This window comes from Rhizobium sophoriradicis, assembly GCF_003939025.1.
Lineage (GTDB): Bacteria > Pseudomonadota > Alphaproteobacteria > Rhizobiales > Rhizobiaceae > Rhizobium > Rhizobium sophoriradicis.
In genome coordinates this window covers 406169-420702 of the sequence record NZ_RQIH01000002.1, presented here as the reverse complement: position 1 = coordinate 420702, position 14534 = coordinate 406169, and the positions used below count along the sequence as shown (strand labels likewise).

At 60.8% G+C, this 14534-nt stretch carries 17 protein-coding genes and 1 tRNA gene; 6 read left to right on the top strand and 12 right to left on the bottom strand.

All coding sequences use genetic code 11. The features are described 5' to 3' along the window. The first annotated feature begins 104 nt into the window (after positions 1 to 104). The gene (locus EFR00_RS04410) at positions 105 to 812 is read left to right on the top strand and encodes a class I SAM-dependent methyltransferase (protein ID WP_009992086.1); all 708 of its coding nucleotides are present in this window, start codon (positions 105 to 107) and stop codon (positions 810 to 812) included. Here the strand turns inward: EFR00_RS04410 and EFR00_RS04405 are convergent. The 5 genes from EFR00_RS04405 to EFR00_RS04385 all read right to left on the bottom strand — a co-directional run bounded on the left by EFR00_RS04405 (position 781) and on the right by EFR00_RS04385 (position 6352). Further along, on the bottom strand, positions 781 to 2004 hold the full coding sequence (locus EFR00_RS04405) for a molybdopterin molybdotransferase MoeA (protein ID WP_077993610.1): 1224 nt from the start codon (positions 2002 to 2004) through the stop codon (positions 781 to 783). The two genes, EFR00_RS04410 and EFR00_RS04405, sit on opposite strands and share 32 nt — an antisense overlap. Next, the gene (gene moaC / locus EFR00_RS04400) at positions 2001 to 2498 is read right to left on the bottom strand and encodes a cyclic pyranopterin monophosphate synthase MoaC (protein ID WP_077993612.1); all 498 of its coding nucleotides are present in this window, start codon (positions 2496 to 2498) and stop codon (positions 2001 to 2003) included. Before moaC ends, EFR00_RS04405 begins: the two co-directional genes overlap by 4 nt. Before the next feature lies 1 nt (position 2499). Further along, positions 2500 to 3312 carry an indole-3-glycerol phosphate synthase TrpC gene (gene trpC, locus EFR00_RS04395; protein ID WP_077993614.1) on the bottom strand — a complete coding sequence of 271 codons (813 nt, stop codon included), beginning with the start codon at positions 3310 to 3312 and terminating at the stop codon, positions 2500 to 2502. 9 nt (positions 3313 to 3321) lie between these two features. Then, a complete protein-coding gene (gene trpD / locus EFR00_RS04390; protein ID WP_077993616.1) occupies positions 3322 to 4338 on the bottom strand; it encodes an anthranilate phosphoribosyltransferase in 1017 nt (338 codons plus the stop codon). A 121-nt stretch (positions 4339 to 4459) separates the two neighbouring features. Continuing rightward, positions 4460 to 6352, bottom strand: a complete 1893-nt coding sequence (locus tag EFR00_RS04385; RefSeq protein WP_077994069.1) for a peptidylprolyl isomerase — start codon at positions 6350 to 6352, stop codon at positions 4460 to 4462. A 219-nt stretch (positions 6353 to 6571) separates the two neighbouring features. Here EFR00_RS04385 and EFR00_RS04380 point away from each other — a divergent pair, with 219 nt between their 5' ends. Continuing rightward, the gene (locus EFR00_RS04380; RefSeq protein ID WP_038692554.1) at positions 6572 to 6853 is read left to right on the top strand and encodes a hypothetical protein; all 282 of its coding nucleotides are present in this window, start codon (positions 6572 to 6574) and stop codon (positions 6851 to 6853) included. Between the two features lie 76 nt (positions 6854 to 6929). Here EFR00_RS04380 and EFR00_RS04375 read toward each other — a convergent pair whose 3' ends face one another. Beyond that, complete coding sequence (locus EFR00_RS04375; RefSeq protein ID WP_038689007.1) at positions 6930 to 7178, bottom strand: GlsB/YeaQ/YmgE family stress response membrane protein; 249 nt, start codon at positions 7176 to 7178, stop codon at positions 6930 to 6932. A gap of 561 nt (positions 7179 to 7739) precedes the next feature. Between EFR00_RS04375 and EFR00_RS04370 the strand changes: the two genes are divergently transcribed. From EFR00_RS04370 to EFR00_RS04360, 3 genes are all read left to right on the top strand, one after another. Continuing rightward, the gene (locus EFR00_RS04370) at positions 7740 to 7895 is read left to right on the top strand and encodes a hypothetical protein (protein WP_009995299.1); all 156 of its coding nucleotides are present in this window, start codon (positions 7740 to 7742) and stop codon (positions 7893 to 7895) included. A gap of 500 nt (positions 7896 to 8395) precedes the next feature. Next, positions 8396 to 9289 carry a transglutaminase family protein gene (locus EFR00_RS04365; RefSeq protein WP_038689003.1) on the top strand — a complete coding sequence of 298 codons (894 nt, stop codon included), beginning with the start codon at positions 8396 to 8398 and terminating at the stop codon, positions 9287 to 9289. Between the two features lie 126 nt (positions 9290 to 9415). Further along, complete coding sequence (locus EFR00_RS04360; RefSeq protein WP_077993618.1) at positions 9416 to 10222, top strand: transglutaminase-like domain-containing protein; 807 nt, start codon at positions 9416 to 9418, stop codon at positions 10220 to 10222. 31 nt (positions 10223 to 10253) lie between these two features. On the opposite strand, the gene EFR00_RS04355 is transcribed toward EFR00_RS04360, so the two are convergent. The 4 genes from EFR00_RS04355 to EFR00_RS04340 form a co-directional block, all read right to left on the bottom strand. Continuing rightward, a complete protein-coding gene (locus tag EFR00_RS04355) occupies positions 10254 to 10478 on the bottom strand; it encodes an alkylphosphonate utilization protein (protein ID WP_009993554.1) in 225 nt (74 codons plus the stop codon). Between the two features lie 130 nt (positions 10479 to 10608). Then, positions 10609 to 10998 carry a hypothetical protein gene (locus EFR00_RS04350; RefSeq protein ID WP_009993553.1) on the bottom strand — a complete coding sequence of 130 codons (390 nt, stop codon included), beginning with the start codon at positions 10996 to 10998 and terminating at the stop codon, positions 10609 to 10611. A gap of 111 nt (positions 10999 to 11109) precedes the next feature. Further along, positions 11110 to 11343 carry a hypothetical protein gene (locus EFR00_RS32925; protein WP_167482288.1) on the bottom strand — a complete coding sequence of 78 codons (234 nt, stop codon included), beginning with the start codon at positions 11341 to 11343 and terminating at the stop codon, positions 11110 to 11112. 467 nt (positions 11344 to 11810) lie between these two features. Then, positions 11811 to 12509, bottom strand: a complete 699-nt coding sequence (locus tag EFR00_RS04340; RefSeq protein ID WP_077993621.1) for a TetR/AcrR family transcriptional regulator — start codon at positions 12507 to 12509, stop codon at positions 11811 to 11813. Between the two features lie 194 nt (positions 12510 to 12703). Between EFR00_RS04340 and EFR00_RS04335 the strand changes: the two genes are divergently transcribed. Then, on the top strand, positions 12704 to 13189 hold the full coding sequence (locus EFR00_RS04335) for a RidA family protein (RefSeq protein WP_009987341.1): 486 nt from the start codon (positions 12704 to 12706) through the stop codon (positions 13187 to 13189). Between the two features lie 178 nt (positions 13190 to 13367). Here EFR00_RS04335 and EFR00_RS04330 read toward each other — a convergent pair. Next, a tRNA-Ser gene (locus EFR00_RS04330) sits at positions 13368 to 13457 on the bottom strand. Between the two features lie 169 nt (positions 13458 to 13626). Beyond that, the gene (locus EFR00_RS04325; RefSeq protein ID WP_038688989.1) at positions 13627 to 14448 is read right to left on the bottom strand and encodes an Ig-like domain-containing protein; all 822 of its coding nucleotides are present in this window, start codon (positions 14446 to 14448) and stop codon (positions 13627 to 13629) included. Between the last annotated feature and the right edge of the window lie 86 nt (positions 14449 to 14534).

Here is a 14534-nt window from a genome sequence, read left to right as displayed (position 1 = left end):
GCTCGCGGGGAGAAGGTGGCGGCAGCCGGATGAGGGGCAGGCGGCGATCTCCTAGGGCGACAATTTTCTACTGCTTGTGCCTAAATGGGATCGGGAGGATGACGATGAAAAGCTCCGGCATGCCGCATCCCGATCCGGCCGCCTTCATCCAGGCCAATCTGTCGATCTCACCCGTTCCGGCCATTCCCGAGATTCTGCTGCATACGGCAGGGCCTGCGAGCGGGCTCTGGCGGCTTGCCGGCCGCGAAGAAGCCGATCCGCCGCCTTACTGGGCCTATCCCTGGGCTGGCGGCGCCGTGCTTGCCCGCCACCTGCTCGATCGGCCGGAAAAGGTTATCGGCCGCCGTGTCTTCGATCTCGGCGCGGGCTCCGGGCTCGTCGCCATCGCGGCGGCGAAGGCCGGCGCTGCCGCCGTGACGGCGATTGATGTCGATGCCAATGCCATTGCCGCGATCGGCCTCAACGCGGCGGTGAACGGTGTGAGCATCGTTGCGGTCGCCGCCGATATCATCGACGAGCCGCCGCCGGAGGAGATCGATCTCCTTTTGGTGGGCGACCTGTTCTACGATCCCTCACTTGCTTTACGGGTAATGGCCTTCCTGCGGCGCTGCCAGGCAGCCGGTATCGAGATGTTGATCGGCGATCCCGAGCGCGCACATCTGCCGCATGGGGAACTTACGCGAATCGCAACCCATGGGGTTGCGGATTTCGGGGCGGGATCGGCGGCCAAGGCGGTGCAGGCGGGCGTCTTTTCGCTTTCCGCGATGCTTAAAGACGCAATTAAGCCAGAAGGTCCGGCCGCAACAGCATGACCGGGCAGGGTGCTCCAGCGGGCAATTCCGGTGCATGCGGCGGGCGGATGATAAGGCAGTCCGAACGGGCGAAGGTTTTCATCATCGACGAGTCCTGCTTGTCGAAGGGTTCGGCGAGCCAAGTCCCGGCGGCGGACTTCGACAGTTTTGCCCTGATATAGTCTTGCCGATGGTCATTGGCGCGCAGCGGGACGGCTGCCTCCATCGTCGCCTCGCGCCGTGCCGGCGGCAGGGAGGCGAGCTTGCGGATCAGCGGTTCCAGGAAGAGCAGCGAACAGACGAGGCTCGAGACCGGATTGCCGGGCAGGCCGAGCACATGGGTCTCACCGAAGCTGCCGACCATCAGCGGTTTGCCGGGACGCATGGCAATGCGCCAGAAATCCAGCTGCATGCCGGCCTCGATCAGCGTCGGCTGCACCAGATCGTGATCGCCGACCGAGGCGCCACCGAGCGTGACGATGACATCGACCTTGGCTCCCCGCGCCGTGTCGATCGCCGCGGTGATCCTGGCCTTGTCATCCGGGACGATGCCGAGGTCGAGCACATCGGCGCCGGCTTTGCGGGCAAGGGCTGCGATACCGAAGGTGTTGGACGCGATGATTTGCGAATGGCCGGGTGTGCTTCCCGGCGGCAGCAATTCGTCGCCGGTCGCCAGGATGGCGATCAGCGGGCGCCGGAGCACCTCGACGTCGGGCCGGTTCATGCCGGCTGCGACCGTCAGCCGCGAGAAATCGATCACCGTTCCGGCAGAAAGCACGGCTTCGCCTTCGACAAAATCCTGGCCACGGGGACGGATATGCTGTCCCTGCCGCACGGGAAAATTGGTTCGGATGCCGCCTTCGATCTTCTCCGCATCCTCCTGCAGCAGGACGCTGTCGGCGCCTTGCGGAACCGGCGCGCCGGTGAAGATGCGGACGGCTTCGCCGTGGCTGACGGTTCCCTCGAAGCCGTGGCCGGCGGCCGAGGTGCCGATGACCTTCAGCACAGCACCCGGCTCCGGCGCGTCGTCACGGCGCAGCGCATAGCCGTCCATCGCCGACGCATTGAATGGTGGCTGCGTCAGGCCCGCCGTCAGATCGACGGCCAGGACCCGGCCCTCTGCTTCGGCGAGCGGCAGCGTTTCGGATTCTGCGACCGGCTTAGCCCGAGAGAGCAGGCGGTTTTGCGCCTCGGTGACGGGGAGAAGGTTCATCTCGCCTCCGGATGACGGAAATCGCCGGATTTTCCGCCGGATTTTTCGAGCAGCCTAATGCCGCCGATCTCCATTGCCTTGTCGGCGGCCTTGGCCATATCGTAGATCGTCAGACATGCGACGGAGACGGCGGTCAGCGCCTCCATCTCAACGCCGGTCTTGCCGGTCAGCTTGGCGGTTGCCGTGACGCGCAGACCGGGCAAGGTCGCATCTTCCGCGATCTCGACGGTGACCTTCGTCAGCATCAGAGGATGGCAGAGCGGGATCAGATTGGCGGTCTGTTTGGCGGCCATGATGCCGGCAAGCCGGGCCGTGCCGATCACATCGCCCTTCTTGGCATTGCCCTGGCGAATCAGCGCGAGCGTTTCCGGCGCCATTTTCACATGGCCTTCGGCGGTGGCGGCGCGCACCGTCTCGGCCTTAGCGGAAACATCGACCATATGCGCCTCGCCTGACGCGTCGATATGGGTGAGGCCGGGCTTTCCGCCGCTCATCTTATTCGGCCGCGATTGCCGCTTCGCCAATGAGCAGCGCGCGGGTGGCGGCCGTCACGTCGTCCTTGCGCATCAGGCTTTCGCCGACCAGGAAGCTATTGATGCCGGCGGCCTGCAGGCGCTTGCAATCTGCATGGGTGAAGATGCCGCTTTCGCCGACGAGGAACCGATCATCAGGAACCAGGGAGGCAAGCGTCTCGCTGACGGTCAGGCTGACTTCGAAAGTCCTGAGGTTGCGGTTGTTGATGCCGATAAGCGGTGAAGAGAGCTTCAGCGCGCGTTCCATTTCCGGCGCGTCGTGAACCTCGACCAGAACATCCATACCAAGCGAAAAAGCTTCGTCCTGCAGACGCTCCGCCTCGTCATCGGTGAGCGACGCCATGATCAGCAGAATGCAATCGGCGCCCCAGGCGCGGGCCTCATGGACCTGATAGGTCTCGAACATGAAGTCCTTGCGCAAAGCGGGCAGGGCGCAGGCGGCCCGTGCCGCCGTCAGGAATTCCGGCGCACCCTGAAAGCTCGGCGTATCGGTGAGCACGGAAAGGCAGGCTGCGCCGCCGGCTTCGTAGGCCTTTGCCAGCGCCGGCGGATCGAAATCCGGACGGATGAGGCCCTTGGACGGGCTTGCCTTCTTGATCTCGGCGATCAGCCCAAAATGGCCAGCCTCACGCTTGGCCGTAAGCGCCTGGTAAAAACCGCGCGGCGCCGACTGCCCGGCCTGCATCGCCTTCAGGTCAGCCAGCGACACCGTCGCCTTGGCGGCAGCGATTTCCTCGCGCTTGTAGAGTTCGATCTTCTTCAGGATATCGCTCATCCGGCAATCCTAATCGATATCGTTGGAAACGGCGATGAGTTTGTCGAGAGCGAGCGCCGTGGCGCCGCTATCGAGCGAATGCGCGGCAAGGGTCATGCCGTCGCGGATCGTTTCGACCTTGCCCGCGATGACAAGCGAGGCGGCGGCATTGGCCAGAGAGACATCGCGGTAGGCATTTTTCGCGCCGCTAAGAACCTCGCGAAGTGCTGCGGCATTGGCGATACCATCGCCGCCCTTGATATCGGCGAGCACGCAGGGGCTGACGCCGAAGTCGGCCGGCGACAGTTCGAAGGTGCGGATCTTGCCGTCTTCGAGGGCTGCAACCTTGGTGATGCCGGTTGTGGTGATCTCGTCGAGACCGTCGCCATGGACCACCCAGACGCATTCGGATCCGAGGTCGCGCATGACTTCGGCCAGCGGCACCAGCCACTGCGGCGAAAAGACACCAAGCAGCTGGCGGCGCACACCGGCCGGATTGGAGAGCGGCCCCAGAAGGTTGAAGATCGTGCGGGTGCCGAGTTCGACGCGGGACGGGCCGACATGGCGCATGGCGGCATGATGAAGCTGCGCGAACATGAAGCCGACGCTAGCCTCCGCAATGCAGCGGGAAATGATCTCGGGACCGACATCGATATTGACGCCAAGGGCCGACAGATTATCCGCCGCACCGGATTTCGAACTCAGCGCCCGGTTGCCGTGCTTTGCCACCGGCACACCGGCGCCGGCAACGATCAGCGCCGCCAGCGTCGAAATATTGTAGGTGCCGCTGGCGTCGCCGCCGGTGCCGACGATGTCGATGGCATCGGCCGGCGCCTCGACGGTCAGCATTTTCGACCGCATGGTGGTGACGGCGCCGACGATCTCGTCGACGCTTTCGCCGCGCACGCGCAGCGCCATCAGGAAGCCGCCGATCTGCGAAGGTGTGGCCTGGCCCGACATCAGGATGTCGAAGGCGGCGCGCGCCTCGTCACGCGTCAGCGGCTCGCGGCTTGCGGCCTTGGCCAGGAACGGTTTCAGATCGGACATAAAACCTCCCAGAGCATGACGCCGAAAACTGTGAGCGACCTTCGGCGGACATCATGCTCTAACTGTTGAATTCGGAACGGGATTCAGATTTTAAGCCGACCTGGCCTAAAATCATCCTGTTCTAGCGGGCCGCCGTCTGTTCGGCGAGCGTCTGGTTGACTTCAGCGCCGTACTGCGTCTGCAGCAGGTTGACCATCTGATCGAGGATATCATCGCCGGCGGCGTTGGCCAGGGCGGTGAGCTGGGCATCGCGGTTGTTCAGCACGTCGCCGGTCGGCTGGCTGTTGACCTCGGTGACCTTCATCAGGATCTGGGTCGAGGGATCGGCGCCGACAGCGCTCGCCACCGTGTCGAGAGGGCCGGAGAAGGCGGCCTTGACGCCGGCGCGGCCCAGAACCGGATCGTCGGTGGAGCGGGTGATGCCGCTCTTGCTTTCGACGGCGATGCCGAGTGGCGTCGCAATGTCGGCAAGGGCGGTGCCCTTTTGCGCCTGGGCCTTCAATTCGTCGGCCTTTTTGGCGAGTTCGGCCTTCTGCTGCTCCGCCGTCCAGTCCTCGACGGCTTTCTCGCGCACTTCGGCGATCGGGCGGTCACGGTCCGGCGTGATTTCGCGGACATTGAACCAGACATAGCCGTCATTGCCGATCGGAAGCGGCGGCGCATCGACGCCGACCTCGGTCTTGAACGCTTCGCCGAGCAGCTGCTGCTTGACGGGGATATCCTTGACCTCCTTGCCGTCCTTGTCGGCACCGGTCGCGTCGACGGCGTCGATGGTGACGGCGTTGAGCTTCAGCTGGCTGGCGATATCTTCAAGCGTGGCGCCGCCGGCGCGCAGATCCTCGATCTGGTCGTGAACGTTGATCACTTCCTGAGAGGCATTGGAAAGGGCCAGCTGCTTGCGGATCTCCTCCTTCACCTCGTCGAAATTCTTCACCGTTTCCGCCTTGATGTTGGTGATGCGCAGGATGACGGGACCAAAGGAACCGTCGACAACCGGCGTCGTGCCACCATCCTTGGAAACCGCAAAGGCGGCTTCGGCAACGGCCTGATCGGGAACCTTGTCCTTGGTGAATTCGCCGAGCAGCACGTCGCTTGCCGTCTTGCCCTGGTCGGAGACCAGCTGATCGAAGCTGGTACCGCTCTTCAGCGCGGTTTCGGCGGCGGCGGCAAGATCCTTGCTGGTGAAGGTCAGCTGCTCGATGGTGCGGCTTTCGGGTGTACGGTAGCTATCCTTGCCCTTGTCGAATGCCTCGCGCACCTGGTCGTCGGTGACCGTCGCGGCATCGGCGATGTCGGCCGGCTGCAGCTTCAGATAGGCGATCTTGCGATATTCCGGCGCGCGGTAACGCTGCTTGACGCCCTCGAACCAGGAGGCCAGCACGTCGTCGGCCGGCGCCTTGATCGGTTCGATATTGGCGTTGGTCAGCAAGAGATAATCGACACTGCGGCTTTCACCGCCATAAAGCTTCATTGCGTCGACCAGCGTCTTCGGCGCGGTGAAGCCGTTGGAAACCGCATCGACGATCTGGCTGCGGACGGCGACCTTGCTGCGCTCCTGGATGTAATCGTCCTGGCGGATGTTGGCATTGCGCAGGCGCGAGACGAACAGGTCGCGGTCGAACTGGCCGTTAACGGCCTTGAACGCCGGATCATCGCCGATCAGTTGGGCGAGGCGATCCTCGGACAGGCCGAGATTCATGTCTGCGGCGAGCTGGTCGAGCGAAGCGCCCGCGATGAGCTGAGAGAGGACCTGCTGTTCGACGCCGAAGGCGCGGGCCTGTTCCGGCGTGAGGCGCATGCCGAATTGCTGGCCGAGGCTTGCCACCTGACGTTGATAGGCGAGGTGGAATTCGTTCACATCGACACGCTGATCGCCGACGGTCACGACCGTGGTGCTGTTGCCGCCTGATATCAGCTCGCGCGATACGCCCCAGACGCCGAAGGAGGCGACCAAGAGAAGCAGGAGCAGCTTGGCAACCCAGGTCTGAGCGGCTCTTCTCAGAAAATGGAACATGGAAACGCAAACCTCGCAGTATTCATTGACCCGCGCGCGGGCAGACATTCGACGTTCCTTAGAACAAACCCGACAGGAAATGAAGGGTTGTCACGCGAAAAGCTGCGCAGAGCGGCGGTGGCGGCGCAAGGCGTTGACGGCAAACAAAAGATCGGCTTCGGCGGAACCTTTCGGGCCGCCATTTCGTTGAAGCGGCATCCCATGAAACAGGAGCAGACCATGGCAGATTTGAAAACCGCTTCCGCCGAATCCACCGCTGCGCGCGTCAAGGCGGATATCGCAGCAGACGATCTGTCGGCCCAGGTCACGGCACTCCGTGAAGATCTGTCCAGACTCACGGACAGTGTGCGGTCGCTGGGACAGGGCGCGAAGTCGGTGGTTACGGACGAAGCTTCGCTGATGACGGAACGGCTGCGCGACAAGGTTCGCGAAGAACCGATCATGGCGCTCGCGGTGACGGCGGGCATCGCCTATGTTTTCGGCCTGCTGAGCCGCCGCTGACACGGAATTCGGAACAGAAAAAGCCGGACGCAAGGCGCGCCCGGCCAGTCGTGTCTAAATAGTTATATCCGGGCCCTCAGCGGCGGATGGCGCGGCCGATGAAAATCAGAAGGCAGGCACCGACGAAGCCGGTGATCAGGTAACCCAGCCAGCCGGCCAGCGGTTGAATGTGCAAAAGACCGAGGATCCAGTTGGCGACGATCGCGCCGACGATGCCAAGCAATATGTTCATGAGCACGCCCATGCTGCTGCTCATGACTTTTTCCGCCAGCCAGCCGGCGATGCCGCCGATGATGATGGCTGCAATCCAACCCACGCCTTCCATGGTAATCCCTCCTGGTAAACCGACTCGCAAGTAAGCACGAAACCGCAGAAAGTTCCACTCCTGGAGGAACTTAGTCGATTATGGCTGAAGCAGGGTAACCGGCGCCTCCAGCAGGTAGGCCATCAGCTGGAACAGCAGGCCGGCTACAGCAAGCATTGCGAAGCCGAAAGGCATGATCAGGCTTTTGCTAAACATTCTTTCCTCTCCCCTATTGAGTAAAGAATAAGCCTAAGTGCGGTCGACGCAAGATTATTGTTAATAAGTAGTTAAGTGCGATATTTAAGTAAAATTATAAATACCACCGATGTATTATGATTCGAAGTAAATATACACCGCTTACTGGTGGTGCTCTCGCCAATGTCAAACAATGCGTCATTTCGTGGAGTTTTTACCTGGCATAAGCTGGACCATTGTGGAATGGGCGCCAGAATGTACCCCGATTTGGCGCGGGTGCTTAAACTCTTCGGCTAGAGCCCGCTTTCATGTCCTGATGCGGCGGATTGATTTTGGCGCCGACTGCATCATTTTTCCGGGAGTTCGCCTCTATCAAGGAAAAACTCGATGTCAAAAGCTGCTGTCGCCTTTGCCTGCCTCTGCCTGCTCACGCTTTCCGCCTGCGGCAATACCGCGTACGGATTGAAGAAGGATGGACAGGAGGCCAGCCACGCAATGGACAACGCGACGCATCGGGTGCTTTCGGCCGGTGCCAAGAAGTAAGGGCAGCAGCGAAATGCGCGCCGTCACCGAGCGGCCAAGCTTGCATGAAAAAGCCCGCCTGGGGTGAGGCGGGCTTGGCATAACAGAGAGAATGGACGGATGGAAACCGCCCCGACTAATACAGCATTTCCTTAAGCGTATGGCCTTGCGTCATTCGACGTAACCGCGACCGACAGATTCCGGCCGCGACCGCCAGGATGGGGTTCAAAAGTTGCCCCAATTCTGAGCGCGAGCGCGGGCGCGAATAATCCGATATTCGCGACCGCCATAGAGCGAACCGATGGTCAGCAGAAGCGTCAGAACGTCCCAGATGATATGCATGGTATCCTCTTAGGTTGGACGGCTCTGCCGTCGATCGGTCAAAGTACAATAGCAATCTTTCAAACCTGCTTATATGACAAGAAATCGGGATATGCGGGGAAGCGGGAAGGGCGCTTCATGAGAAGACGGAGTCGCCATCTTGGGAGCAGTAAGGTGAATAGATCACCCGGTGGCGGGCCATGACGATTTTTACGGTCCGCCATATCACGGCCTATCGATACCGCAGGGAGGTCGATTTCGGCGAGCATCGCCTGATGTTCCGGCCGCGCGACAGTTTCGACCAGCGGCTGATCGAGGCGTCGCTGACGACCTACCCGGAGCAAAGTCATGTGCGCTGGATCCATGATGTTTTCGGCAATTGCGTGGCGCTCGTCGATTTTTCGCGGCCGTCGGCCGAGCTTCGCTTCGAAACCTGGATCACGCTCGACCATACACCCCAGTTCGCCCCGGATATTCGAATCGACGAGGCGGCGCTCACCTATCCCTTCTCCTACGACAAGGACGAAATCGCCGATCTCGCGCCGGCGATGCAGCGCCATTATCCCGATCCGGGCGATGAGATCGGCCGCTGGGCGCGCCGGTTTGTGCGCCTGGGGCACCCGACCGAGACCGGGCACCTGCTGATGACGCTCTGTTATGCCATTCGGGAAAGCTTCGTTTATGCGCGGCGCCACGAACACGGGACGCAGGCACCGCTTGAGACCTTGCATCTTCGCTCCGGCACGTGCCGGGATTTCGCGCTTCTGATGATGGAGGCTGCCCGCACGCTCGGCCTGGCAGCGCGTTTCGTCAGCGGCTATGTTTACGTTCCCGATCGGGACGGCTCCACGGTGCTCGGCGGCGGCGCCACGCATGCCTGGTGCCAGGTCTATCTTCCCGGGGCCGGTTGGGCGGAATTCGATCCGACCAACGGCATCGTCGGCAACCGCGATCTCATTCGCGTGGCCGTTGCCCGTGATCCGCGCCAGGCAGTTCCTTTGAGCGGCAGCTATGACGGAAACGGGTCGGATTTCGACAGCATGACGGTGCAGGTCAACGTGACCACGCAGCAGCCATGGATCAATGAGGGGTAGCGGTCGATTGCCAGCCGGCGATGCTGGATCGGCGCCGGACGATAGCCGCGGTCGGCGGAACCGGGCAGCGCGATCGGCGTTCCATACTCACCTCCACCCATGCAGGGGGAGGACGAGGAAACCGCAATGAAGATACGCGCCGGGTTTCATCTGGGCTATGAATGCATCCAGCCGACTCCGATGCTGCTGGTCCTCAACATTCACCCCTCGCGTCGCGCCGATCTTCTGAGCGAGCAGGTCCTGACATTCGATCGGCCGATCGACGCCTGGGAATATACCGACAGTTTCGGCAACGCCTGCAGCCGGATCGTCGCTCCGCCGGGGCTGACGACGATTTCGACCGAGTTCGAGATCTACGATACAGGGCAACCCGATACCGTGCCGACCGAGGCCGTACAGCACGCGATCAAGGACCTGCCGGACGAGGTACTCGTCTTCCTGCTCGGCAGCCGTTACTGCGACATCGACAGGCTTTCGGATTTCGCCTGGGAAACCTTCTCGTCGACACCGCTCGGCTGGGCGCGCGTGCAGGCAATCAGCGATTTCGTCCACAATCACATCACCTTCGATTATCAGAAGGCCGACGTTCTCAGAACCGCGCATGGCGGCTTCACCGACAAGAGCGGCGTCTGCCGCGACTTTGCGCATCTCGCCATGGCGCTTTGCCGATGCATGAATATTCCTGCCAGATATTGCACGGGTTATCTCGGCGATATCGGCGTTCCAGCCGATCCCAATCCCATGGATTTCAGCGCCTGGTTCGAGGTCTTTCTCGGCGGCCACTGGCATACGGTCGATGCCCGCCACAACACCCCGCGCATCGGCAGAATATTGATGGCGACCGGCCGCGACGCAACCGACGTCGCCATGTCGACGGCATTCGGCCCGGCCACACTTTCTCGCTTCGAGGTGATTACCGAGGAAGTGCCGTAAAGGACGCTCAGGGATCGCCGGGGTGAGCAATCTATGCCTTCTTCAGAAATTCCGTTCTGAGCACGAGCCCTTTTACCTGCTTGGTGTTGCACTCGATCTCACCGGGATTGTCGGTCAGGCGAATGCCCTTGACCAGGGTTCCACGCTTCAGCGTCTCCGAGGTGCCCTTGACCTTGAGGTCTTTGATCAGCGTCACCGAATCGCCGTCGTGAAGCTGGCTTCCGTTGCTGTCCCTTATGTTGATGTCGTCGGCCATGATGTCCTCGCTTGATGATGCGAGACGCAAAATCACGGCGACGGGGGATAGTCAACCGCGGCGAGGGGCGGCAGAGCACGGCAGCCTGCGGTGCGCTGAACGGATTTATCGAGCACAGGCCGTCGGGAATTCAACTCGCTTCGAGCTTGCCGCTCCAGCGGTTTCGCCCCTTCCAATATGAGCAAGCCGGGCAGTCCTCACCAAGCGGATAGTCGATTCCCTCTTCGTGAGGGCAGCCGATGATCCCATCCATCGCCGCCACTGATTTCACGTCATTCTCGCGCAGGAATGCCACGATCTCAGCGACAATGGTTTCGTCCGTCCTGAGATCACCGGTTTCAGCAAACCATCGGCGCAGGTCGGCCGGCTCCGCATGCGGCGCCAGGATGATGCTGACGGCCGCCTTCGTGGCTCGGCGATTGTCGGGACCATAGTAAGCGATCGTACCGATGGGATAGCTGCGTACACCTCGCTTGGTCTTTTTCTCGAGCCATTTCCGTGGCTGCCAGCCCAGTTTCATCGCACTGCTCACCTCTCGTGGTTTGCCATTCTATCCCGCCGGATTCACGAAACACAACCGATATTCTCAACGAATATAGGCCGAGGATATGGCGCCGCAAGAAACAGTGGATCAGGGTATCGCCAAGGGAAAAAGTGGCTGCAGCCGACGACATCCGCCCGGCTGAACGCCATCATAGAGCGGGGCGATCATGTCTGGCGCGAGGTCGAGGTCGAGATCGAACACCGCAACGCTTCCGGCTACGACAAAGCAACCAGCCTTCTCATCGACCTGAAAGCGATCGCTGACGAAAACGGCGATACCGCCGATTTCACCCGCCGGCTGCATTCGATCCTCGAATTCCACGCCCGAAAAGAGCGCCTTATCGCACGGCTGAACGTTTCGTTCGCAGCTCTGATGCCGTCATAAGCCCAGGCGTCGGCCATGCACGCTTCTGGCCGGCCTTAATTGGCGCCTCTGCAAAACTGAGACCAAGGTCCGATCAGACCCGGACTTCGTGCCGATACCAAACGCTTGGTTGCTGCAATAGGTTCTCGCGGCGGGGCGGAATTGCGGAGTTTTATAGCCGTGACGAAATTTATCGTTGTAGGAATGATACTGACGCCGGTGATCTTCTGGGGTTCTATCGGCGTCTGGGTCTACTCGCTGTTATCGTGAGGGCTCCTCACACCTTCAGTCCTCGATCATTTCATCGGGCAGTCGGGCGAAGCGAAGTCATGGCCGGCGCCGGTCCTGGGCAATCTCAATCAAACCGGGATCATGGTCAAAGCTTCGGACCAAGAGTGCTGATCAACTGGAAGGCCGAGCCCGGTTCATTGTCTTGGCACGAGCCCGTCAAGCAGGAAATCCAGACCTTTCCTGAAAGCGCCGTCCCAATCATTATCCAGCAGCAGACGAGCACGCTCGATCGTCGGATATTTTTCGCTGAGATGAGCAAGGCGCTGCTGCGCGGCGGCCATGTCGTCGTCGGAAAGGTCGAAATTCGCCCGGGTGATGGTCGCGCCGATCACATAGTTCCAGAGCGACCATATCGCGCCGTTCAAATCTGCCTCTGCGACGCCGGCTCCGGATAGAATCCTGCCCAGCAGTTCCAGACGATTGAGGATGTTCGGGCCGAGTGCCCGGCGCGGCAGCAGCGATGCCGACCAGGGATGGCGGAGCATGCTGGCGCGCCAGTCCTCCAGCATGTGAAAGATTGCACCACGCCAGTCGGCAGCCTCGATCCTTTGCGGCGGCCCGCGATATTCGAGCACTGCGTCGAGCGCCAGATCAAAGACTTCCTCTTTGTTGTCGACGTGCCAGTAGAGGCTCATCGCGCCCGCGCCGAGGCGATCGGCCAGGCGGCGCATCTTCAATCCGTCGACACCTTCGGCATCCAGCAATTCGACCGCGGTCGCCACGATCCGTTCGATCGATAGCGCCGGTTCACTGCCCGCCTGCTGCATGGACGGGACCGACCCAGCTTGCCGTTGAGGCCGTTTACCCTGAGCGCCGCCGCCTTTGGCTGCCATGCGTCCTTCCTAAATGATCTGAAGGTCGTTTTAAGCCGACAAAGCTACGAATGTCGACTCCGCCCGATTGACTCGTACAACGTACGATGCGATTTGATCGTACCTTGTACGAGTCAATTATGCGACGATCGAACGAAAATTCAACCGGAGACCGCGGGCGACGTTGCTCGCAGTCCGCACGGCCAGAGAAAATCATGTCACACACCATCAATCTGCTTATCGGAGGGCTGATCATCATGACCACGGGAATTTCCACTGCGACGACGGCGAATGCGGGCGACCTCAAGCCAACCATCGTCAATCCGAAAAACCTCTACGACCCGACGCCGAACGGCTACAGCATGGCGGTGATCGCACCGCGCGGCGCCAGGTTGGCCTTTATTTCAGGACAGGGTGGCCAGGACAGCAGCGGCGCCTTGTCGCCGGACTTCGCCGCCCAGGTTAAGCAGGCCTACGCAAATCTGCGCGCCGCTCTCGATGGGCTCGGCGCAAGGCCGGATCAGGTCGCCAAGCTTACTGTTTTCGTGGTCGATCACGACATGTCCAAGCTCGAAGTACTGACCAGAAACGTCAAAGAAACCTTCGGCGCGGCGCTGCCGGCGCAGACCCTTGTCCCGGTTCCCAAACTTGCAATAGACCCGATGCTCTTCGAGGTCGAAGCCGTCGTCGTTCTGGAATAACGGCCGTAAGCGACTAGGCTGCGGCAAGTCCGGCGGCTTTCTTTTCGACATGAGGATTATCGCTGCAGAAAACGGCGGAGCCGCCGTTTTCTCTCGCCGCCTGCACTCGATCTCTTAACGGCACGCCCCAAAGACCGCTTATTCGGGCGGCAGAACGCTGGCACATGAAAATGGAAACTGGCGGAAGAGGTGGGATTCGAACCCACGGTACGGTTTCCCGCACGCCGGTTTTCAAGACCGGTTCCTTAAACCACTCGGACACTCTTCCAAGTAATTGAGAAGCCCAAAGAAATTCCGTTGCTGGATTTCTGGTGCATCGGTGGTTTCTGCCGATTTGCTGCCCATTCACTCACAGGCCGGCTTTTTAGCAGCTTTGACCGCAGCGTCAACTTGTTCTGCAGAGAAGCGGCTTCGACAGCCGCTTCTCTCTGCCGTCGTCAGACCAGGACGGTGAAGTTGTCAAATGCGAGCTGCGGAAAGCCCGTCGGCTCTACATCGGGCTGAATATCGAAGCGGATGAAATCGACTGCTCCCAAGGCTTCCAGCGAAATGTGCTGGCCATCGCCAATGGTGTCCCCATAGACCGTTAGCGACATCTCGCTCACCTTGTTGCCGCCGATATAGCCTTCGAACGTCACAAGCGCATCGACACCTTGATAGGCCGGGTCGAAGACAGTCGCGACGTCGACACCCTCGATCGTGAAGAGCTTGCCGTCAACGCGGTCGAAGAAAGGATTGTAGGGGTTGGTGACGACGTATTCGTTGCCGCCGGATTCGGCGACCGTCCACAGATTGCCGTCGAGCTTGTCGCCAAACCTGAAACCACCATAGCCCGAAGCGATATCCGGCTGCCCGGGATATTCCGTCGGAGCGTTTTCGAAATCGATGGAATACAGCCCTTGCGGCGGCGCATGCACGCCGATGTTGAGACTGGCGACATCGGTGCCGCCTTTTCCATCGGAGATCTTGAAGGAGAATTTTTCGGCGAAGACTTCGCCGGACTCAAGGCTTGCGGGATCACTGACCGTGTAACTATAGCTGCCGTTGCTCCAGATCGTCAGCGTTCCGTGTTCACCCTCGATGGTCAGATAGCCTGCTTCACCCGCCTTGTTGGGAATTCTTATTCCGTTGACGAATTGAACCTGAAGCAGGTCGCCGTCGGAATCTGAGGCGTTGTCGAGAAGGTTTCCTTCAATGGCTTCCGCTGGTGCGTAGTCGTGGATCGACACGTCAGGCACTGCTGGTTTGTGATTTGCCATAGCTCGTCTCCCTAAAGATGAGCGTGGAAAGGACGCCGGGCTACCACCCGAACGTCGCAAATAAACTTTCTACTCCACTTTGAGTC

What these genes read in the sequence shown, in the direction of transcription:
- EFR00_RS04410 (WP_009992086.1), top strand. Translation starts at nt 105, where the DNA reads ATGAAAAGCTCCGGCATGCCGCATCCCGATCCGGCCGCCTTCATCCAG.
- EFR00_RS04405 (WP_077993610.1), bottom strand. Translation starts at nt 2,004, where the DNA reads ATGAACCTTCTCCCCGTCACCGAGGCGCAAAACCGCCTGCTCTCTCGG.
- moaC (WP_077993612.1), bottom strand. Translation starts at nt 2,498, where the DNA reads ATGAGCGGCGGAAAGCCCGGCCTCACCCATATCGACGCGTCAGGCGAG.
- trpC (WP_077993614.1), bottom strand. Translation starts at nt 3,312, where the DNA reads ATGAGCGATATCCTGAAGAAGATCGAACTCTACAAGCGCGAGGAAATC.
- trpD (WP_077993616.1), bottom strand. Translation starts at nt 4,338, where the DNA reads ATGTCCGATCTGAAACCGTTCCTGGCCAAGGCCGCAAGCCGCGAGCCG.
- EFR00_RS04385 (WP_077994069.1), bottom strand. Translation starts at nt 6,352, where the DNA reads ATGTTCCATTTTCTGAGAAGAGCCGCTCAGACCTGGGTTGCCAAGCTG.
- EFR00_RS04380 (WP_038692554.1), top strand. Translation starts at nt 6,572, where the DNA reads ATGGCAGATTTGAAAACCGCTTCCGCCGAATCCACCGCTGCGCGCGTC.
- EFR00_RS04375 (WP_038689007.1), bottom strand. Translation starts at nt 7,178, where the DNA reads ATGGAAGGCGTGGGTTGGATTGCAGCCATCATCATCGGCGGCATCGCC.
- EFR00_RS04370 (WP_009995299.1), top strand. Translation starts at nt 7,740, where the DNA reads ATGTCAAAAGCTGCTGTCGCCTTTGCCTGCCTCTGCCTGCTCACGCTT.
- EFR00_RS04365 (WP_038689003.1), top strand. Translation starts at nt 8,396, where the DNA reads ATGACGATTTTTACGGTCCGCCATATCACGGCCTATCGATACCGCAGG.
- EFR00_RS04360 (WP_077993618.1), top strand. Translation starts at nt 9,416, where the DNA reads ATGAAGATACGCGCCGGGTTTCATCTGGGCTATGAATGCATCCAGCCG.
- EFR00_RS04355 (WP_009993554.1), bottom strand. Translation starts at nt 10,478, where the DNA reads ATGGCCGACGACATCAACATAAGGGACAGCAACGGAAGCCAGCTTCAC.
- EFR00_RS04350 (WP_009993553.1), bottom strand. Translation starts at nt 10,998, where the DNA reads ATGAAACTGGGCTGGCAGCCACGGAAATGGCTCGAGAAAAAGACCAAG.
- EFR00_RS04340 (WP_077993621.1), bottom strand. Translation starts at nt 12,509, where the DNA reads ATGGCAGCCAAAGGCGGCGGCGCTCAGGGTAAACGGCCTCAACGGCAA.
- EFR00_RS04335 (WP_009987341.1), top strand. Translation starts at nt 12,704, where the DNA reads ATGTCACACACCATCAATCTGCTTATCGGAGGGCTGATCATCATGACC.
- EFR00_RS04325 (WP_038688989.1), bottom strand. Translation starts at nt 14,448, where the DNA reads ATGGCAAATCACAAACCAGCAGTGCCTGACGTGTCGATCCACGACTAC.